Origin of the sequence: Novosphingobium sp. fls2-241-R2A-195 (genome assembly GCF_030209485.1) — a bacterium.
In the GTDB taxonomy this organism is placed as follows: Bacteria; Pseudomonadota; Alphaproteobacteria; order Sphingomonadales; family Sphingomonadaceae; genus Novosphingobium; species Novosphingobium resinovorum.
In genome coordinates, this window is record NZ_JARVRY010000032.1 from 1 (window position 1) to 18,543 (window position 18,543).

Here is an 18,543-nt window from a genome sequence, read left to right on the forward strand (position 1 = left end):
GTCTTCTCGGCGGCGTGACTGGCGGCGGCGGCACGGGCGATGTCCTTGCTCCGGTGACTGGCGTGGTCGGGGGTCTTCTCGGCGGCGTGACTGGCGGCGGCGGCACGGGCGATGTCCTTGCTCCGGTGACCGGAGTGGTCGGCGGTTTGCTCGGAGGCACTGGCACCGGCGGCTCGGGCGCAGCAGGCCTGCTCGCTCCCGTAACCGGGGTCGTGGGCAGCTTAGTGGGCGCCACCGGGTCCGGTACAGGCACTGGCACCGTCCTCGCTCCGGTCACTGGACTGATCGGGGGGCTGCTGGGGGGCGGCACGGGCAACTGAACTGAGGCCGGCGTGTCCACCGCCTTGTTGCCCTCCCCCTGGTTGGACACGCCGCAGCCCGACCTCGGATAACGAGGTGGGGGGAGGGGACGGCCCTTGCCGTGGGTCGTCCCCTCTAACTGCCGAATAAAAGAGAAGGACCTTGTGATGAGAACTAACGGGCAACAGTCAGCACGCGAATTGCTGCATACCGCGCAACGGATGCTTGAAGACGAACATGCATTCGCCGCAGCAGCGATGGTCGAAGGCGCCATCGACTGCCTCGAACACGGCACTTTTCCATCGATTGCAGCGCGCTCGCCGGCGCGTCGCTTTGGCCATGCACTGCGAGCGACTTCATATCGCAGTTGTGCTTAAGCAGGTAGCGGAAGCGCCGCTATCATGGGTCTGGTGATAACTTTTCGATTTCTAACAATGTTTATGGCTCGTTATTGATTTGGAAACGTAATGCCACCTAAGTGAATGTAATTAGACCCGGGCCGATGATGTTCGGGCTTCAGGTGAGAGAAGCTGATGGGAAACGATCAAGCTTTGGTATTGCTGATCGACGACGTGAGCGCGATCGTCGAGGAACTGCTGACGTTCATGGCGCTGCATGACATATGCGCCGTCGGCGTCGAGGATCTCGATCAGGCGATGGTGATGCTCGAACGTCACGCGTCGATCCGTGTGTTGGCTTGCGACGTGCGGTTAGGGGGCGAGTCCGGATTGTCGATCGTATCGCGTATCCGTGCGCATGCCGAGTTGAGCGAGCGTGAATTTCGCTATCTTTTCATAACCGGCGATCAGCTTCGTCCGGACCCCGACCTGGCGTTGCCACATCATCTGGTGCTCACCAAGCCGGTGCAGCCGCAACTGCTCATCAGTACGCTCACCGCTATGCTCGACGCCGGCAATGAAGTGCATGAAAACGCGGAAGGCTTCGAATGAAACCGAACGAGATCACCCAGCGCGATGTCGAGAACTGGGGCCGATGCACGCCGACAAGCCAGCTTTGCCGTGACACGGACGGCACTGCGCATCGGGCCGGTTGCGGGATCGACCCGGCCGGTGTCGAGCAATTGTTCGAGACGATCGCCGCCAAGGCGCGTCTTGCCGATCTTGGTGAGCAAAGTTCGGAACTGGCGCATGAACTGCGCCAGCCACTATTTTCCATCGCGATCGCCAACGAAAACCTGCGTCTACTGCTCGAGCGCAACGATGGTATGCAGCCACAACTCGCCAAGGCGATCGAACGGATCGCCGAGCAGGTGCAGAGGGCGCAGACAATCATCGATCATACGCTGGATTATGCCTCCGGCAACAGCAGGGGCGTGGTCAGCGCAGACTTCGGTGTGGCTGCCCGCGATGCGGTGCGGTTCCTGAGACCACTGTTCGAGAAGGCCAACATCAGGGTCGAGCAATGCCGGACGCCGATTCCCGCGAACGTGGGCTTGTGCCAGATCGAGGCGGAACAGGTGCTCGTCAACATTCTGCGCAACGCGGCGGAGAGCATCGAAGCGCGCCGGGAGGCGGGCTGGCGGGGTGTGGGACGCATTGCGATCCGTCTCTCGATCGAGGGAGAGGCACTGCGTTGCATAATTTCCGACAACGGGGCCGGACTGTCGCGAGAGCAGGCAAGGGCCGCCTTCCAGCAGTTCTTCACTACCAAACCACGTAATGGAACGGGCCTGGGCCTGCACATCTGCCGCCAGGTGCTGGGCAAGATCGGCGGCGTCGTCGAACTGTCGCCGGGCGATGTCGAAGGCGCGTGCGTGAAGATCGAACTGCCGCTATTGGTGGTAGGCTGATACCCGATCAGATGTCGTCGCGGCCGAGGCGGATTACGAAGCGCAGCGGTTTACGGTTATGTAGCACGCAGCGAAATTCGCTCGATGCTTCCTGAGCGACCTGTTCGACCAGCCAGAGTGTGGCGCCGTCGATCGTGCGCGCGGGCATGGGGTTCGCGTTCTCGTCCATGCAATCGACGGTAATCACGACGTGGGCGGGCGTGATGCTCGCGTTGAGCAGGACTTCGCCTTTGTGCTTGCTTCCGTCCTTGCCGAAGAAGCTGGAAAAAGCGCTGAGCAGAGCCGCTACCGCCATCATCTGCAGCGCACCGTACTGTCCGGGTACGAGGTAATCGAGGCCCGTCCCGCGCAAGTGGACTGCAACTCCGTGGTGTCGCACGTTGGATCGAGTGGTCGCGATCGCGCATTCCAGTGCGTTTTGGACGGTCAGCGCGCCGTCGCCTTCGCGACCGTCTCGGCCGAACCAGCGGAACAGGCTGAGGATGTGGGCGGCGCCTTCGGTATGGGTGGCGATACGGGCCACGCGCTCGTGGATCTGCTGGCGGTTGACCTCATCGATGTCGAGATGGCTGACGATGTAGTCCATGTTGGCGTTTGCCATCGATATGACGTTCAGCGGTTGGGCAAGGTCGTGCAGCATCCCGCTGGCGATGCGGCCGAGAAGGAGATCGCGGGTGACTTCGGCCATGCCGCCTTCGCCCCATGCAAGGAGCCTTGCATCGACCATTGCAAGATGACGGGCAATTCCTGCGCCGATGAACGCCGCGCATAATGCGGAAAGAATACCCAGCGTAGGGCCAAGAATCGGCCCTGCAAAGAAGTAGGCAAACAGACACAAGGCTCCCACCGTCATGGCAGCAGGCCACGACCAGCGGGGAACGCGCAGCAAAGTCGTCGTCAGTCGCCGGGGCAGCAGCGCGGCGCAGGACACCAGCACGAGGTCGGCCCAGAACATCGGCGATCCCGCAGCTTCGCCAGCCGGCAAGGCTCCGATCGCCAGTAACACTGCTGTCACGAGCGACAGGCGCGGCCTGTGCAAGACGTATAACGCGCCTGAAGACGCGGCTGAGATCACCCCGGCGCCGGGCGAATGGGGTGCGACGAGCCCAAGGGTAAGCGCTGCCAGCGCCGTTGTCGCGGCGTAGAGACGGGTCCCGTCGCTCCATCTGCGGGCCTTGCGGGACCGTTTGGTATCTCGTTCGTCCGCGTGTGCCTTCGCGTTGTCGCCGATCGCTTCCTGAACGGGGATCACTGGGTGCCCCTCTTTGATGCTGCGTTGTTCACAATGTGTGCCTCATCGTCATAGTGAGGGTCGGGAAGCGCGATCGGCGTTTCGGTTCCTGCCCTCTCATGCAAGCAAGTCCAAGCCTCTGTTGAGGAATTCGTTTGCAGAGTCCCGCAATGTCCTTGACGACGATGTGTCGGAGCATGGTCGGTCAGGACGGTCTTGAACATGTGTTCCTATTGCCTCGACTATCGACGCAAGTCACGAAAAGAACCGAAGTGAGGGTTACTTCCTGTTCATCCATTGCGGGTGATCTCCCGAATTACAGGGATGTTGCACCGCGCACTTGTGCGCAGGCCTGCAGGGAGCGACCAACTGCGGAAATCCGGGCATGCCGATCCCCTCGCATCGGCTCCTTCTCCATGATGGACTGAATTCGGCACAGGTTACCATTCACAAATGGAAGTGAACCTGTCCCGGCAAGGAACGGTTCACAATTTTCGCGGGGTGCAGGGGCAGCACTCCGTTTGCGTAAGCGCAATGGCAAAGGGGAATTGCATGCGCCTGGGTTCAAAAGCGAAGCTGACGATCACTGTCGGGCTCGTTGCGGCCGCAACGTTCGGTTTCCTGGGTGTCAGGGAACTGGGGCGTTCGGCCACCCCGCGCGGCGCGTCGGGGCCGGTGCGGGGGCTGGCAGCGGGATCGACGCAGGCTGAAGGTGCCATCCTCGCTGTTGCCACGCGCGACGTGAAGATCGGAGAGACGATCACGGCGGACATGATCCGCAATGCCTCTCTCGACCCCTCCCGTGTTCCCGGCGCGGCTACCCCCGCCGAAGTCGTCGGCCGGGTTGCTACCCGCGACATCCGGGCCAATACTCCGATCCCGCGCGAGGCGCTGCAGCAGGAAGGCAAGCTGGCGATCCGCGTGCCGGTCGGCATGCGTGCGATCAGCATCGACACGACCGCGGAGATCGCAGTGGCCGGCCTCGTCCGTCCGGGCGACCGGGTCGACGTGCAGGTGGTCTATCCCGGCGAGGATGCGATTGCAGGCGCGCGTGGCAACGGCCGCAGCCGGTCTACCACGCTGTTGCAGATGGTGCCGGTGCTGGCGGTGGGCGAAGTCGTCGTCGGTGCTCCGGTCAAGGACGGGGTGACGGGCGCGGTATCCGCGCCGCCGCCTCCCGCGCGCAACCTGACGCTGGCCCTCGATCCGCAGCAGGTGTCCGAACTCTCGCTCGCGAAGAGCACCGGCGCGCTCTACCTCTCGCTGCGCAATCCCGAGGACAAGCAGGAAGTCGCGACGGCGCAGGTCGCATCCATTCTCGAGGCTCCTTCGGCGGCGGCAAGGCCGACGCCGGCGTTTGCCGCCGCGCCTCCCCCTCGCGCGGCGGCAGCGCCTCCTGCCAGGACGGTACAGCCACGCCGCGCTCCCGCCCCCCATGCGATCGAGCTGGTGGTCGGCGGCAATCGCGAAACGATCTATTCGGGGAGTGGCGCACAATGAGGGCGCAGTATGCAAGCGGCCTGCTGGCCTGCGTCGCCGCGATGGCGCCGGCTATCGCAAGCGCGCAGGATCAACGTACGCTTCAGATCGACGAGGCGCAGACCCTGCGCTTCACCCGCTCGATCGCTCGCATCGAGGTCAACCGCGACAACGTGATTGCCGTCTCTGCGCCGACCTCGCAGTCGTTGCGGGTCAGCGGGCAAGGCGCGGGTGATGCGGCACTCAGTGTCTACGCGGCGGATGGCTCGATGATCGGGGAGACGCAGTTCCACGTCGATCCGCCGGCCCCCACGTATGCGAGCGCCAACGGACCGCTGCGTGCAGGCGAGAAGGTGGTCGCCGTCGACGTCCAGTTCGCGGCGGTATCCTCCTCGACGCTCAAGGCGCTTGGCTTCAGCTTCGCCAAGCTCTCGGGCGACATTCAGGGCGCGCTGATCCCGTCGAGCAGCCTCAACGGCTATTCGTTCAACGGCTCGGGGGCGAGCGGTAATGCAACGCCCGGTCTCAGCATCGATGCCTCGGCGCCGATCCAGAGCGCGTTCAACTTGTTTCTGAGCAGCCGCAACCGCGGCATCGGCGCGGTGCTTTCCGCATTGTCCTCGAACGGGCTTTCGCAGCTTCTGGCGCAGCCGACGCTGCTGGTGCGCTCGGGCGAGAAGGCGAGCTTCCTGGCGGGCGGCGAGTTTCCCGTGCCTGTACCGCAATCGACCGGCGGCAACGGCAACACGATCTCCATCCAGTACAAGGAATTCGGCGTGCGCCTATCGGTGACGCCCTATGTCCTGAGCGAGAATAGCATCGTCTTGAAGCTGGCGCCCGAAGTCAGCGAGCTTGACTACAACAACGGCGTCCAGCTGCAGGGCTATACGGTGCCAGGCATCCGCCGCCGTTCGACCGAGACGACGGTGGAGCTGGGCAGCGGCCAGAGCTTCGTGATCGCCGGGCTCAACTATTCGAACAGCTCTGTCACCAAGGACAAGGTGCCGTTCCTCGGCGATCTGCCGGTCCTGGGTGCCTTCTTCAAGCGACAGCAGAACCAGAAGGAGCGTCAGGAGCTGATCATCGTTGCCACGCCTCGCCTAGTCGAGCCTGAGGCGGTGAAGCCGATACTGGCTACTGCCGACAAGCCGGTGGATCCCGGGATCGGGCAGATGATCGTCGGGAACGACGGCGTCGAACAGGGCATCCGGACCTTTGGCGTGGTGAGGCGCTGACATGGCACGCATCCATCTTCTTTCCATCGACCGCGCCCTCGCGCAGCGCATCTCAGACGCGATGGGCGCACACGTGGCGGTCGAAATGGTACAGTCGCTCGACGGCGCCGAGTTCGACGGGCCTGGCATCGTCGTCATCGACCATGCCTCGATCCCCGCGGAGCGCGCCATGGCCTCGGTCATCGCCGAGGTCTCGCAGGCGGCGGCCGGACGTTCGATCGTGTTGGCGACTGAGGACATGTACGCGGGCCACGTGCTCCAGGCGATCCGCTCGGGCGCGGCCGACGTGATGCCGCGCGGCGCGGTGGCGGCGGAAGTCAGCGAGATCCTCTCGCGCGTGCTCAACACGTCGTTGACGAGCCACGGGCGGCTCGGGCGCTTCACATTGGTCCTCGGCACCGACCGCGATGCAACGGCGGTGGTAGCGACTGATATGGCGTTGGCGCATTGCCTCGACGGCACTTCGACGCTGCTGATCGACTGCACCCTGCCGACCAGTACGGCCGAGGCCTATCTCGACCTCAAGGTGGATTACGGGATCGCTTCGGCCATATCCGACATCGACCGCATGGATGCCAGCCTGCTCGGTGACGCGCTGGCCCATCACGATCGCTCCGGCCTGTCGTTGCTGACGCTCGACGGCGGCACCGGCGCGGAGCCCGTAGGCATTGGTCCGGCCGACATCGTCGGGCTGATCCAGCTTCTGCGCACCAGTTGCGGCCATGTCGTTCTGTGCGGTGGATCGCTGCGCAACGGCGGCCTGCTGCGCGAACTCGCCTCGCAGGCGCAGAGCGTCGAGGTGGTCTGCAGCCAGTCGATCCGTGAACTCGACTCCACCCGCCGCCTGCTCGACCGCGTGGCGATGGACACTGCGAGCGCGCAGCGGCTGCGACTGCTGGTGTGGGAGCACGACCCGCGCATCCTGCTCGACGGTCGCCGTATCGCCGATACGCTCGACATCGACACTGTGCTCGGCGTGCCGGTGGACCATGTGAGCCAGAGCAATGCGCTCAACGCGGGCCGTCCGCTGATGATGGAGCGCGACGGGGGCAGCTATGCCCAGGCGATCCGCCGCGCCTGCGGGATTTCGACGCAGGCCAAGAGCACGAACTTCGGCATCGACCGCATGCGCCGCGCCATCCTGCGTTCGGTGGAGCGTAGCGCATGAGCCTGCTCACCAACGACTTCGTGCCCGAGGAAGCGCTGACCGAGCCCCGCCGCAAAGCGCCGATCGCGCAGCCGGCCGCCCAGCGGATGAGCGACAGCTATCAGGCGGTCAAGGCACTCACCTGCGCGCAAGTGATCGAGCAGCTCGAGACGCAGGGCATCACCGCCGAATCCCTCGACCGACGTACGCTGCGGCAGGAGATCGAGCAGGTCATCAGCAGCCGCAGCCGCCGCGGCCAGCTTGCGCTCAACAGCGCCGAGCGGTTGCTGCTGATCGAGGATATCGAGGACGAGGTGGTCGGCCTCGGCCCGCTCGCGCCTTTGCTGCGCGATGCGAGCATCGACGACATCATCGTCAACGGCGCCAACACCATCTACGCCGAGCGCGCGGGCATCCTGGAGCGGGTCGAGACCCGTTTCCGCGACGACGCGCACCTGATGAACATCATCCAGCGCATCGTCGGCCCGATCGGCCGCCGCGTGGACGAGGCGACGCCTTTCGTCGATGCACGCCTCGCCGACGGTTCGCGCGTCAACATCGTCATCCCGCCGATCGCGCTCGACGGCCCGCTGGTTTCGATCCGCAAGTTCCGGCTCCAGGCGCTGAGCATCGAGGACTGCGTCGCGGGCGGCGTGATGAGCCCGGCGATGGCCGCGTTCCTGACCAGCGCCGTGCGCTCGCGGCTCAACATCCTGATCTGCGGCGGCACCGGCGCGGGCAAGTCGACCCTGCTCAACGTGCTGTCGAGCTGCATCAGCAACAAGGAACGTCTCGTCACCATCGAGGACGCGGCCGAACTGCAGTTACGGCAGGAGCACGTCGTCCGCCTCGAAACTCGCCCCCCCAACGTCGATGGCAGCCGCGAGGTCAGCGCACGCGACCTCGTGCGCAATGCGCTGCGCATGCGTCCCGACCGCATCATCCTGGGCGAAGTGCGCGGGGTAGAGGCGGTGGAAATGTTGCAGGCGATGTCCACCGGTCATGACGGCTCGATGGCGACGCTGCACGCCAACACGCCGCGCGATGCGCTATCCCGTCTGGAGATGTTGCTCGGCTTCGCGGGCCAGCAGAACGACGTGCGCGCGGTTCGCCGCTTCGTCGCCAATTCGATCCACGCGATCGTCAACATCCAGCGCCTCGCCAACGGTTCGCGCCGGATTACCTCGGTCGCCGAAGTGACCGGCGTGGAGGGCGAGGCCTATACGCTCAACGAACTGTTCCATTTCGAGGAGCAGCCGCCGATGTCGGGCGAGGGGCTGCACCGTACCTTGTCGCCGCGCCCCTACCATGCCGCGCGGCTCAAGGACTACGCCAGCCCGGTCGTGGACAAGGATGGCCCGGCATGGTGAAGGGCGGCGCCTATCTCCTGCTGGCGCTGCTGATCGTCGGCGCGGTTGCGTGGCAGTGGTTTGCCCAGCGCATGCGGGACCGTGTGACGCTCGACCGCCGGCTGGAGGCCATCGCTTCGCCCGGGAAGATAATCGTCCGGCCGCTGGTGGCGGTGACGGTGCCTGAGCGCATTGCGCCACTGCTCGCGCAGGCGCAGGTCGAACTGACGGTGCCTGCGCTCCAGACCCTGATCGGCGTCATGTTGGTGCTCACGCTTATCGTGCTGCTGCTGTTCGGCCCTGCCGCTGCACTGGTGCTGATCGTGGGCGTGCCGATGCTGGCGCTGTCCTGGCTGAAGGGCCGCGCGCGCAAGCGGGTGGACGCGCTGACCGAAGCGTTGCCGCTCTATCTCGACGGGGTGCGCCAGCTTCAGTCGGTGGGCAATTCGCTTTCTCAGGCCCTGACGCGCGCGCTGGCGGATGCGCCCGAGGCGGTGGCCAGCTACTTCGCGCCGGTCGGGCGGCGCCTGGCGATGGGTGCTCCGGTCGCGGAAACCGTGCAGCACCTCGCCGACCGTTTGCGGATTCCGGAAGTCTCGATGATCGCCGCGGCCATCCGCACGAACTTGCGCTACGGCGGATCGATCGCGACGGTATTCGGCAACCTTGCCAATATCCTGCGTGAGCGCGTTCGCATCCGCCGCGATCTGCAGGCTGCGACGTCGGAAGCGAAAGTCAGCGCGCGGGTGCTGATCGCGATGCCGCTGCTGGCGATGACGCTGCTGGTGGCGATGAACCGGGCCTACATCGATTTCTTCATCTCCGATCCGCGCGGGCGCAACATGTCGATGGTCGCGATCGGGCTGGAATTCATCGGCATCATGATAATCCGCCGGATGATGAGGCTGTCGTTCTGATGGCCGGGTTCCTCGCCTCGATCTCGCTCATCGCGGCCGTCTCGGGCCTCGCCGTGGCGCTGATCGGGCTGCGCTGGCTGCAGACCGACGCGCGGCTGCGTGCGCGGGTCGATGGCAAGGCGACGTCCGGGACCTCAGGCGCCGCCGCAGGGCGCAACTGGCGCACGATGCGCGCACCCCGCGCGCTGCTGGCGCAAGGGCGTGACAAGGCCGAGATCGAGAAGCGCCTGCGCGCGGCAGGCTATTTCGAGGCGGGTGCGCTCGATGTCTTCGTGGCGCTGCGTCTGGGTGCGACGCTGGCGGTCATGGTCGCATCGATGGCGACCTGCTTTGTGGTCACCGGCAATCCGCTCAAGCCGATCTTCCCGACTTTCGCGCTGACCGGGCTTACCTATATCGGCGCCAAGTACGCGCTGCAGATGCGCGCCGCCTCGCGTGAGCGGATACTGACGGCGGAATTCCCGTTCCTGCTCGACCTGATGCTGATGATGCTGGAAAGCGGCGTCTCGCTCGACCAGTGCTTCCGCGGCATCGCCCGCGACGAGCAGGTGGCAGTGCCCAACCACGCCCGGCTGGTCGCGATGCTGGTCGATGATCTCGACCGGGGGCAGGACTATCAGGTCGCGTTCGACCGCTGGGCCACGCGTGTCGGCGTCAGCGGCGCGCGCGAACTGGCGGCGCTGTTCCGCCAGTCGCTGTTCCAGGGCATGGAACTGGTGCCTGCCCTGCGCGAATATATCCGCGAGTTCTCGCAGCGCCGCGTCGCCCGCGCCCGCGAGGCCATCGGCAAGATCACCGTGCGCATGGTCGTGCTCATGCTGGTGTTCTTCATGCCTGCGCTCTTCATCGTCCTGGCGGGGCCGCCGGTCGCCGCTATCCTCGACACGCTGCGGAGTTCCGGGAAATGATCCGTCATCTGTTGCCCGCGACTGTGTTCCTTTTCGCCGCCGGCCCCGCTTTCGCAGCCGATCGCGCTGCCGAAGTGCAGGAGGAAACCTCCACCCGCACCTTGTACCTGACGCTGATCCAGCAGGCGCGCGCGGACGGCCGTGCCCGCGCCGCGCTGGCCTATCTCGACGATTTCGACCGCAAGCATCCCGACGATCCGCAGGCCCGTGTCCTGCGCGTCAACTGCCTGCTGGACCTCGGGCAAGTCGATGCCGCGCGCACGGCGCTGGGGCGCATTCCGGGTAACGATCGCAGCGGCGCCGCGCTTGCCGTGCGGGGCCATGTGCTGGCCGCCGAAGGACAGTGGCTGCAGGCGGTGACGCAATACGCGGCGGCGTCGCAGGCCAGCCCCGCCGATGCCTTCATCACCAATGCACTTGGCTATGCGCGCCTGCGCGCTGGGCAGACCGCCGAGGCGGTCGAGACGCTGCGCGCGGCTCACGACCTTGCGCCGGGTGATGAAGTGGTGCGCAACAACCTCATCCTCGCGCTCACTCTCAACGGGCGGCTGGGCGAAGCTGACGCGCTGCTTTCCGGCATGACGGACACCAAGGCCAAGTCGCAGCTGCGCCAGCAGGTGGCGGGCGAGGCAGCGCGGATCGCGGCGGCAGGCAGCGGCATCAAGGTGGCCGGGTCATGAGCCGTCTAAGAGCAACCATCCGCCGTCTGCGGCGGGACGAGCGCGGCGTGGTGGCGCCCGCCGTGGCCGTGCTGGGCGTGCCCCTGCTCCTCTCGGCCGGTCTCGCGCTCGATGTAGCGCTTTACTACAGCGGCAATCGCGAACTGCGCATTGCGACCGAGGCGGCAGCACTTGCGGCTTCCATGCGGCCGGATGATGCCCGCTCGCTGGCCGAGACTTACCTTCAGCACAACGGTTACGATCCTTCGGTAATTCGCAACGTCGAAATCGGTTACTACTGCGCGAACGACGACAGAAAAGCGGCGGACAACGCCGGTTCGCGCTTCTTCCTTCCGGGCGCCCTGCCTGCCGATTGTGCCGGCAGCGCGGTACGCCCCAATGCAGTCCGCGTGACCACGAGCAAGGGTAGCCGCCAGTTCCTGACCGGTGTGCTGGGGGACATGAGCCCGATTCCCGAGCTCGCCGCCACCGCCAGCGCGGCGCGCATCGACGAGGCCGGGATTTCTGCCACATCCGGCCTGCTCGACGTCAGTACCATGGGCGTCGGCGGGCTGCTGCACGCGGTCAACGGCGTGCTTGGCGGCCTGCTCGGCATCTCGCTGAACTTGTCTTCATCGCAGATCGAGGCGCTGCTCGGCGGCAATGTCGATGCCGGGCTGTTCTTCGACGAATTGGCCGAGCGTTCGGGCTTCACCGGTACTTACGGCGATCTCGTCAAGGGGACTTACGACTTGCGCGACATCGTCGCGGCCGCGGCCGAGGCGGCTGGCCCGGGCGATACGCGCAATGCCCTGAACGCCTTCAACAGCTTCGTGCCGGGCGGCCACCGGGTGCCGCTGCGGGGACTGTTCAAGGTCGGCGTGTGGCGCAACATGAAGGTGGGCGAAGCGGACGTGGCGCCTGCGCTCCGTGCGGGACTCAATGCCTACCAGTTGATCAGCTACGCGGTGCAGGACGATCCCGCCGCGCTCGATCTTTCGCAGGTCATCGCCGCCGTGTCTCCTCCGCCACTGCTGACCGGCAGCCAGGTGACGATTGCCGCCGCAGCGTCGGGGCCAGTCAACCGTCCGCGCTTTTCGTTTGGCCCGGCAGGTGAGACCGAGGTGGGCACCTCGATGCTGCGGCTCAAGGTACAGGTGACGCTGCTCAACCTGCCGCTTAACATTGCGCGCGCGAACGTTCCGGTGATCATCGACATCCAGTCGGCCGACGGTTCGATCGACCGCATCGACTGCGCGCCGGGGGTGGACCAGCAGACGAACACCACGGTGCGCGTCGTCGGCCACTCGGCGCTTGTCAGCGCCTATATCGGCGACATGCCGGGCTGGGCGATGGACAAGCCGCTGCTGCCGATCAAGGCATCGGATATTACCAAGACCGAGATCGTACACGCAGGTATCCCGATCAAACTGCCGCTGCTGACCCAACTCGTCGACGTGACGATCAAGGGCCGCGCGATCGCCGAGCCGGTGCTGGGCGGCGAACCCCAAGGTAACACGCTGGTCTTCGGGCCGGGCACGATCGGCGGTCCCACTCGGGCCGGTATCCCGCAATCGGTGCTCAACGGCGCGCGCGTAGGCAATACCGTGCAGGGTCTCGTCAACAGTCTCACGGGGCCGGGCGGGCTGGAGATCAACTGTCTGCTTGGGCTTTGCTCGCTGGTACAGCCGCTGCTCGACAGCCAGTTGATTCCGGCCGTTACCCAGCCCGTCACTGGCATCGTCACCGCCGTCGTCGATCCGCTGCTCACCAATGTCCTCGTGGCCCTCGGCATACAGCTGGGTCACGGCACCTTTTGGGTGGGCGGTGTGCGCTGCGGAGTGCCGGTGCTGATCTAATCGCAATGCATGGCGCCACGGGAGCCCCTCCGCTCCCCGGTCGCCTCTTCAACACGGAGGGAAATGGGGAGTGTAACTATGATGAATTCGATCCTTAATCTCGTGACCCGCCTGCGCACCGATGAGCGCGGCCTGACTGCAGTTGAATACGCGGTGCTGGGCGGCATCGTAGTGGCCGCGATCGTCGCAATTGGTTCGCAGTTCAACGACGACCTCTCGGCCGCGTTCACCAACCTGTTCAACCAGACCTGATCGGGGAGGTTGTGCCATGCGCATGACGGCAAGGACACCGCTCCGACTGCTGAAGTGCGAAAAGGGCCTAGCGGCGCTGGAGTTCGCCCTCCTAGCTCCGGCGCTGCTTGCCCTGGTGTTCGGAGTGATCGTCTATTCGATCTACTTCACGGCGCTGATCGGCGTGAGGCAGGCGGCGGCCGAGGGGGCGAGGGCGGCAGTCGCCGGCCTGTCCCTCAGCGAGCGGGTCACGCTCGCGCAGGACCGTGCGCAGGCGGTGATCGACAATTACGGGTCGCTGCTTGGCGGCAAGTCGCAGCCGCAGATCACAGCGGGGGTGGGCGATACCAGCGGCACGTTCCGGGTGGAGGTGCGCTACGACATGAGCGGGAGTCCGATCATGAAGTACGGAGCCTTCGTGCCGCTTCCCGACAGCAACGTCGAAGCCAACGTGACGGTGACCAACGGAGGATACTGACATGGAAGCTGCAGGATATTTCTATCTTGCCTTTCTACTGCTCGCACTGATCCCGGTAGTGGTCCTTCCCTGGGAGGGAAGGACCACGCCGGACTGGCTCTATATCGTGCTGGCCACGTTCGGATTGCTTGGAGCCACGGCTTTCGGCGGCGTTCCAGGACTGGTCCGGGCCTGCGCGGCAGGCGCAGGAAGCCTGGCGGTCGCGAGTCTCGCGGTGGCTCTGCTGCGGGCATATACCGGCGCTCGCGTGCTCACCGGAGGCCAGATCAAGCTACTGGCGGCAGGGGCGACGTGGCTTGGCCTTGCCGGAACCTTCGCCATGGTCACGGTGGCGCTACTTACCCTTTTCGCCCTGGCGGCATTCCAGAAAGCGGGCGCCGTGCGACGGCGGCCTGATGCATCGGCAATTTTAGCGGTAGCAATCGTGTCGGTTGCCATGCAACAACATCTGCCGGGAATGTGACAGGGCGTTCTGTAGAAAATAACGGAATTGGAAGAAGCGATGCCGAAGAATTGGCGGATACGCATTGGGGCGCTTCTTGGTCCACAGACTACTGAATCAGAAGACGACGGTGCGGAGATCTCGCAAGGAGCAACGCGTATGTCTGAAATTCCCTCGGCAATGGAAGCCGGCGTGTTTCGGCAGGTATCGCCGGTACTTGTCGTCGATGACGATACCGACTGGGGCATGGAATGCGCCTTCGCGCTGCGGCAGATGGGATACGAGCCTTTCGTCGCTTCGAACGCGGATGAAGCGCAGACGCTGTTTCGAGCGCATGACATTTCGATTGCGATCGTCGACTACAACTTGCCCGGGTTGGACGGCATCGCCTTGATTCGCGAGCTTTCGCTTTACGCTGAAGAGCATGAGCGCCAGTTGCGCTTCATCATCGCGACGGGCCATGCCACCAAGGACGTAGCCATCGACGCGATGCGTGCTTCGGCTGCAGACTTTCTGGAAAAGCCGATCAGCCCCGTCGATCTGCGTCGTGCCCTTCAGCGCGTGCAGGGGCTTCCCGAGGCTGTTGGCGAACGCAAGGTGCTGCTGGACAGGATGTCGCAGCTTAGCGGCGAATTGCAACGTCTGGCGGGGCTGATCGATGAGCCCGTGCCTCCGGCGTTTCGCGATCGAGCGGCGGAAAGCAGCGTTCCCCCAGTCAGCGCCGAGGCCGTGGAGCCAGTCCACTTGCGCCAGTTCATCAAGGATCTGCTGCGCAAGGAAAGCAAGCGGCGGGAGATCGGCGGCGGTGAACTCTTCGGCGATCCGACCTGGGCGATGCTGCTCGATCTGCTGCTGGCCAAGATCGAGGCGAGGCGTGTGTCGGTATCCAGTGCCTGCATCGCTTCCGGCGCCCCGATGAGCACGGCTCTCCGTCTGGTCCGCCGCCTGGTCGATGAGGACGTCCTATGCCGACTGCCGGATGAGCAGGACAAGCGCCGACATTTCCTGGTCATCAACTCAAGGTTCGAGCAACCACTGATGAACTATCTGACGGAGCAACTGCGCAGCGGGGGCTAGAGCATTTTCTCATCAGGCGGAATTATTTAATGTATCAGAAAATACGTTAAAACAATAATTTAGAAAAGTTTCGCCGACGCAGTCAGGTCGCGAATTGCCGCAGGATGGCAGCGTCGGCTGAACGTACCACGGTTCGGCTCTCAGATGGCGATGCTGACGTGCCTTGTCGCACGGTCAATAGTAAAGCCGAAATCTCCGGCGTTCGACTTGCAACCCAGCCAGTCGGCGTCCGGACGTTCCCAATCCTCGACGCTCATCGGGTCGCCATCGCGGGTCTGCCAGACTACCGGTTCGGGGAACCGCTCGAACAGCGCGCGTCTGGCCGCTCTTGCGGCGGACAAGGTGACGACATGGTCTTCCAGTCCTTTGTCGCGGGCTTCCCAGTCGATCCAGCCGATCGCGTTGTCCTGACAATAGGCGTTATTGTTGCCGTACTGGGTGCGTCCGAACTCATCCCCGGCGGTCAGCATTATCGTACCTGTCGATGCGAACAGGGTGCCAAGCAGGGCTTCGAGATCGCGACGCCGGGCCTGTGCGATCGTCAGATCCTCGGTCGCCCCTTCGACGCCGTTGTTCCAGCTGAAGTTCTCACCGTGGCCGTCGCGGTTGTCCTCGCCGTTAGCCTCGTTGTGGCGATGCTCGTACGCCACCGTATCGGCCAGTGTGAACCCGTCATGCGCTGCGAGGAAGTTGATCGAGCGACAGCCTTCGGCCGGCGATTGCGGGCCGAAGATGTCGGTTGATCCCGCCAGGCGCGTGGCCAGTATGCCGATGGCGGTGTCGCCTTTCCAGAAGCGGCGCACGTCGTCGCGAAAACGGTCGTTCCACTCGAGCCAGGTGGCGGGGAACTGCCCGAGCTGATAGCCGCCGGGGCCAATGTCCCAGGGTTCGGCGATCAGGACCCGGTCGCCGAGCACCGGGTCGCGGGCAATCTCGGCGAAGATCGGCGCGGCGGGATCGAAGCCGGGGCCGCGGGCCATGATCGGAGCGAGGTCGAAACGAAACCCGTCGATGCCGCAACGTTCGACGAAATGCCGCATCGTGTCGAGCGTCAGCCGCCGCACGGCGGGATTGGCGAAATCGAGTGTGTTCCCGCAACCGGTATCGTTGATGAGCTGACCGCTGGGGGCGTGCGCATACATTGCATCATCAAGACCGCGCAACGACAGGACGCCGCCGTGAATATCGCTCTCGCCGGAGTGGTTGAACACAAGATCCAACAACACGCCGATCCCCGCGTCATGGAGCGCCGCAACGGTCCGGCGCAATTCTTCTACGCCACCGGGGCAGAGGCCGGGATCGAGCGCCATCATCGCGACCGGGTTGTAGCCCCAGGAATTGACCAGCCCGAGCGGAGGCAGGTGCCGTTCGTCGACCCAGGCGACGATCGGCATCAGTTCCACGGCGGTAACGTTGAGCTTGGCGAGGTGCGCCAGCACGGCCGGATGCGCGAGTGCGGCTACGGTCCCGCGCAGGACCTCGGGCACTTCGGGGTGAAGCATCGTGAAAGCGCGGACGTTAAGCTCGTAGATTAGCCCGCCGCGCGCGAAGCGGGGTGCTTCTGTTGGTCCGGCAGGGTTAGGCTCGGGGACGACTGCGCGCGGAACGATGTCGGCGGTATCTTCCCCCAACGCAGCGAGGCGCGGGCTCTGCACGAAGCGGCGGTCGAGCTCGACGGCGTAGGGGTCCACAAGCAGCTTGGCCGGATCGAACCAATGCCCTTCCATTGGTGCCCAGCGGCCCTCCGCGCGATAGCCGTAATGCGTGCCGGAAAGGTCGCCTGGCAGCGTGAGCGTCCAGTCTGCGGCAGTTCTCACCATTCGATGGCGGGTTTCCCGTTCTCCGTCGAAGAGGCAGAGCCAGAGCGCCTCGGCCCGGGGAGAGCGCACGGTAAAGCAGGTTTCGCCCGCCTCCACCCGGGCGCCGAGGGGCTTCATGCCGCCAGCGTGCGATAGAGGTCGGCGTAGGCCTTGCCGCTGGCCTGCCATGAAAAGTCGCTCTTCATCGCATTCTTCTGGAGGCGTTCCCACACTTCGGGCTGGGCGTGCAGTTGGACGGTGCGGGTGATCGCGGCGGCGAGGGCATCATAGTCGACGCCGTCGAACTGGATGCCGGTGGCGCAGCCTGCGGCCAGAGCGGCCGGATTCGCGTCGATCACGGTGTCCGCCAGCCCTCCGGTACGCGCGACGACCGGCAGGCAGCCATAGGCAAGGCCGTAGAGCTGCGTCAGGCCGCAAGGCTCGAAGCGCGAGGGGATGAGGATCGCGTCGCCGCCCGCCTGCATGCGGTGGGAGAGGGCTTCGTCGTAGCCGATGCGGATGCCGACGCGGCCGGGATGGCGGGCGGCGCCTTCGATCAGGGCGCGCTCCAGCGCAGCGTCGCCGGAGCCCAGAAGTGCCAGTCTTCCGCCGATTCCGACGAGGTGGTCGAGGATGTCCGGGAGGACGTCCATGCCCTTCTGCCAGGTAAGGCGGGTGACGACGATGAAGATCGGGCCGTCGCCTTCTTCGATGCCGAATTCGGCCTCCAGGGCGCGTTTGTTGGCGCGGCGTTTGTCCAGCGTGCGGTGGCTGTAGGGGGCCGCCAAAGCCGCGTCGGAGGCCGGATTCCACACGTTTGCGTCGATGCCGTTGAGGATGCCGTGAACCGCCGCGCCGCGCTCCACGATCAGCCCTTCGAGGCCCATTCCGAACACGGTGGAGCGGATTTCGCGGGCATATGTCGGGCTGACGGTGGTGATCGCATCGGCGCTGGAGAGGCCCGCTTTCAGCATTCCCAAGCCGCCGTGGTATTCGACCCCGTCGAGTGCCCAAGCGCTCTCAGGAAGTTCAATGCGATCAAAGACTTCCGGCGCGAACCAGCCCTGAAAAGCCATGTTGTGGATGGTGATGACCGAACGGCACTCAGCGGCACTCAGCGGCACGTAACGCAGGTATGCGGGCGCCATGGCGGCCTGCCAGTCGTGCGCATGGAGCACATCGAAGCCCTGTGGCTTGCCCCGCTTGACGATCACCCCGCCTGCGATCTCGGCAGCGGCTTTTCCGAGAGCGGCGAAGCGCTGCCAGTTGTCCGCCCAGTCGATCCCGGCAGCGTCGGAGTAAGGGCCCCCCTCCCGCGAATAGAGAGCGGGGGCATCGAGCACCAGCAGCGGGTGGCCATCGGGCAAGCTGCCCGCCAGCAGCCGCGCCGGGGTGCCGAGCAGCGCGTCCCATGCGTGGACCACCTTGGGCCGCCGTCCCAACGCCGCCAGCACCGAGGGGTAGCCGGGCAGCAGCGTGGTCATCTCCACCCCGTGCGGGGCGAGGGCGCCGGGCAGCGCGCCCGCGACGTCGGCAAGGCCGCCGGTCTTGACCAGCGGCACCGCCTCGGAGGCAACGGACAGGACTTTCAGCGAGGTCACGGTTTCACCATCACAGTTTCA

At 65.2% G+C, this 18,543-nt stretch carries 17 protein-coding genes and 1 pseudogene; 15 read left to right on the top strand and 3 right to left on the bottom strand.

The window, feature by feature from the left end; all coding sequences use genetic code 11:
- The 3 genes and pseudogenes from QRN25_RS22675 to QRN25_RS22685 form a co-directional block, all read left to right on the top strand.
- Positions 1 to 320 (top strand): annotated as a pseudogene (locus tag QRN25_RS22675) (hypothetical protein); the annotation flags it as partial.
- 513 nt (positions 321 to 833) lie between these two features.
- Positions 834 to 1,250 carry a response regulator gene (locus QRN25_RS22680; protein ID WP_271184377.1) on the top strand — a complete coding sequence of 139 codons (417 nt, stop codon included), beginning with the start codon at positions 834 to 836 and terminating at the stop codon, positions 1,248 to 1,250.
- Positions 1,247 to 2,110: a sensor histidine kinase gene (locus QRN25_RS22685; RefSeq protein ID WP_285021552.1), complete on the top strand. Its 864-nt coding sequence runs from the start codon at positions 1,247 to 1,249 to the stop codon at positions 2,108 to 2,110. Before QRN25_RS22680 ends, QRN25_RS22685 begins: the two co-directional genes overlap by 4 nt.
- Positions 2,111 to 2,117: 7 nt before the next feature.
- Here the strand turns inward: QRN25_RS22685 and QRN25_RS22690 are convergent, their stop codons facing one another.
- Positions 2,118 to 3,095 carry a sensor histidine kinase gene (locus QRN25_RS22690; protein ID WP_285021554.1) on the bottom strand — a complete coding sequence of 326 codons (978 nt, stop codon included), beginning with the start codon at positions 3,093 to 3,095 and terminating at the stop codon, positions 2,118 to 2,120.
- Positions 3,096 to 3,893: 798 nt separating this feature from the next.
- Here QRN25_RS22690 and cpaB point away from each other — a divergent pair.
- From cpaB to QRN25_RS22750, 12 genes are all read left to right on the top strand, one after another.
- On the top strand, positions 3,894 to 4,841 hold the full coding sequence (gene cpaB / locus QRN25_RS22695) for a Flp pilus assembly protein CpaB (protein WP_271184380.1): 948 nt from the start codon (positions 3,894 to 3,896) through the stop codon (positions 4,839 to 4,841).
- On the top strand, positions 4,838 to 6,055 hold the full coding sequence (locus QRN25_RS22700; protein WP_285021555.1) for a type II and III secretion system protein family protein: 1,218 nt from the start codon (positions 4,838 to 4,840) through the stop codon (positions 6,053 to 6,055). The genes cpaB and QRN25_RS22700 overlap by 4 nt, the downstream gene beginning before the upstream one ends.
- Before the next feature lies 1 nt (position 6,056).
- Positions 6,057 to 7,223: a CpaE/TadZ family protein gene (locus QRN25_RS22705; RefSeq protein WP_285021556.1), complete on the top strand. Its 1,167-nt coding sequence runs from the start codon at positions 6,057 to 6,059 to the stop codon at positions 7,221 to 7,223.
- Entirely contained in the window at positions 7,220 to 8,572 is a 1,353-nt protein-coding gene (locus tag QRN25_RS22710; protein ID WP_271184383.1) for a TadA family conjugal transfer-associated ATPase, read from the top strand. The genes QRN25_RS22705 and QRN25_RS22710 overlap by 4 nt, the downstream gene beginning before the upstream one ends.
- Complete coding sequence (locus tag QRN25_RS22715; RefSeq protein WP_285021558.1) at positions 8,566 to 9,468, top strand: type II secretion system F family protein; 903 nt, start codon at positions 8,566 to 8,568, stop codon at positions 9,466 to 9,468. Before QRN25_RS22710 ends, QRN25_RS22715 begins: the two co-directional genes overlap by 7 nt.
- Positions 9,468 to 10,376, top strand: a complete 909-nt coding sequence (locus QRN25_RS22720; protein WP_285021559.1) for a type II secretion system F family protein — start codon at positions 9,468 to 9,470, stop codon at positions 10,374 to 10,376. The genes QRN25_RS22715 and QRN25_RS22720 overlap by 1 nt, the downstream gene beginning before the upstream one ends.
- Positions 10,373 to 11,056 (top strand): tetratricopeptide repeat protein, encoded by a 684-nt coding sequence (locus QRN25_RS22725; protein WP_285021560.1) that lies wholly within the window; start codon positions 10,373 to 10,375, stop codon positions 11,054 to 11,056. Before QRN25_RS22720 ends, QRN25_RS22725 begins: the two co-directional genes overlap by 4 nt.
- A complete protein-coding gene (locus tag QRN25_RS22730; protein WP_271184387.1) occupies positions 11,053 to 12,894 on the top strand; it encodes a TadG family pilus assembly protein in 1,842 nt (613 codons plus the stop codon). Before QRN25_RS22725 ends, QRN25_RS22730 begins: the two co-directional genes overlap by 4 nt.
- Positions 12,895 to 12,972: 78 nt before the next feature.
- Positions 12,973 to 13,146 (top strand): Flp family type IVb pilin, encoded by a 174-nt coding sequence (locus tag QRN25_RS22735; RefSeq protein ID WP_285021562.1) that lies wholly within the window; start codon positions 12,973 to 12,975, stop codon positions 13,144 to 13,146.
- 16 nt (positions 13,147 to 13,162) lie between these two features.
- On the top strand, positions 13,163 to 13,603 hold the full coding sequence (locus QRN25_RS22740) for a TadE/TadG family type IV pilus assembly protein (protein ID WP_370425189.1): 441 nt from the start codon (positions 13,163 to 13,165) through the stop codon (positions 13,601 to 13,603).
- Between the two features lies 1 nt (position 13,604).
- Positions 13,605 to 14,066: an A24 family peptidase gene (locus QRN25_RS22745; protein ID WP_271184389.1), complete on the top strand. Its 462-nt coding sequence runs from the start codon at positions 13,605 to 13,607 to the stop codon at positions 14,064 to 14,066.
- A gap of 138 nt (positions 14,067 to 14,204) precedes the next feature.
- Positions 14,205 to 15,122: a response regulator gene (locus QRN25_RS22750; RefSeq protein ID WP_271184390.1), complete on the top strand. Its 918-nt coding sequence runs from the start codon at positions 14,205 to 14,207 to the stop codon at positions 15,120 to 15,122.
- Positions 15,123 to 15,262: 140 nt separating this feature from the next.
- On the opposite strand, the gene glgX is transcribed toward QRN25_RS22750, so the two are convergent.
- Both glgX and glgA read right to left on the bottom strand, forming a co-directional pair.
- Positions 15,263 to 17,059 carry a glycogen debranching protein GlgX gene (glgX, locus tag QRN25_RS22755; protein ID WP_285021563.1) on the bottom strand — a complete coding sequence of 599 codons (1,797 nt, stop codon included), beginning with the start codon at positions 17,057 to 17,059 and terminating at the stop codon, positions 15,263 to 15,265.
- Positions 17,056 to 18,522: a glycogen synthase GlgA gene (gene glgA / locus QRN25_RS22760; RefSeq protein WP_285021564.1), complete on the bottom strand. Its 1,467-nt coding sequence runs from the start codon at positions 18,520 to 18,522 to the stop codon at positions 17,056 to 17,058. The genes glgX and glgA overlap by 4 nt, the downstream gene beginning before the upstream one ends.
- Positions 18,523 to 18,543 lie beyond the last annotated feature (21 nt).

Coding starts and splice junctions, on each gene's coding strand:
- QRN25_RS22725 (WP_285021560.1), top strand. CDS start 10,373: ATGATCCGTCATCTGTTGCCCGCGACTGTGTTCCTTTTCGCCGCCGGC.
- QRN25_RS22685 (WP_285021552.1), top strand. CDS start 1,247: ATGAAACCGAACGAGATCACCCAGCGCGATGTCGAGAACTGGGGCCGA.
- QRN25_RS22740 (WP_370425189.1), top strand. CDS start 13,163: ATGCGCATGACGGCAAGGACACCGCTCCGACTGCTGAAGTGCGAAAAG.
- cpaB (WP_271184380.1), top strand. CDS start 3,894: ATGCGCCTGGGTTCAAAAGCGAAGCTGACGATCACTGTCGGGCTCGTT.
- QRN25_RS22735 (WP_285021562.1), top strand. CDS start 12,973: ATGATGAATTCGATCCTTAATCTCGTGACCCGCCTGCGCACCGATGAG.
- QRN25_RS22730 (WP_271184387.1), top strand. CDS start 11,053: ATGAGCCGTCTAAGAGCAACCATCCGCCGTCTGCGGCGGGACGAGCGC.
- glgX (WP_285021563.1), bottom strand. CDS start 17,059: ATGAAGCCCCTCGGCGCCCGGGTGGAGGCGGGCGAAACCTGCTTTACC.
- QRN25_RS22680 (WP_271184377.1), top strand. CDS start 834: ATGGGAAACGATCAAGCTTTGGTATTGCTGATCGACGACGTGAGCGCG.
- QRN25_RS22705 (WP_285021556.1), top strand. CDS start 6,057: ATGGCACGCATCCATCTTCTTTCCATCGACCGCGCCCTCGCGCAGCGC.
- QRN25_RS22715 (WP_285021558.1), top strand. CDS start 8,566: ATGGTGAAGGGCGGCGCCTATCTCCTGCTGGCGCTGCTGATCGTCGGC.
- QRN25_RS22750 (WP_271184390.1), top strand. CDS start 14,205: ATGTCTGAAATTCCCTCGGCAATGGAAGCCGGCGTGTTTCGGCAGGTA.
- QRN25_RS22745 (WP_271184389.1), top strand. CDS start 13,605: ATGGAAGCTGCAGGATATTTCTATCTTGCCTTTCTACTGCTCGCACTG.
- QRN25_RS22700 (WP_285021555.1), top strand. CDS start 4,838: ATGAGGGCGCAGTATGCAAGCGGCCTGCTGGCCTGCGTCGCCGCGATG.
- QRN25_RS22710 (WP_271184383.1), top strand. CDS start 7,220: ATGAGCCTGCTCACCAACGACTTCGTGCCCGAGGAAGCGCTGACCGAG.
- QRN25_RS22720 (WP_285021559.1), top strand. CDS start 9,468: ATGGCCGGGTTCCTCGCCTCGATCTCGCTCATCGCGGCCGTCTCGGGC.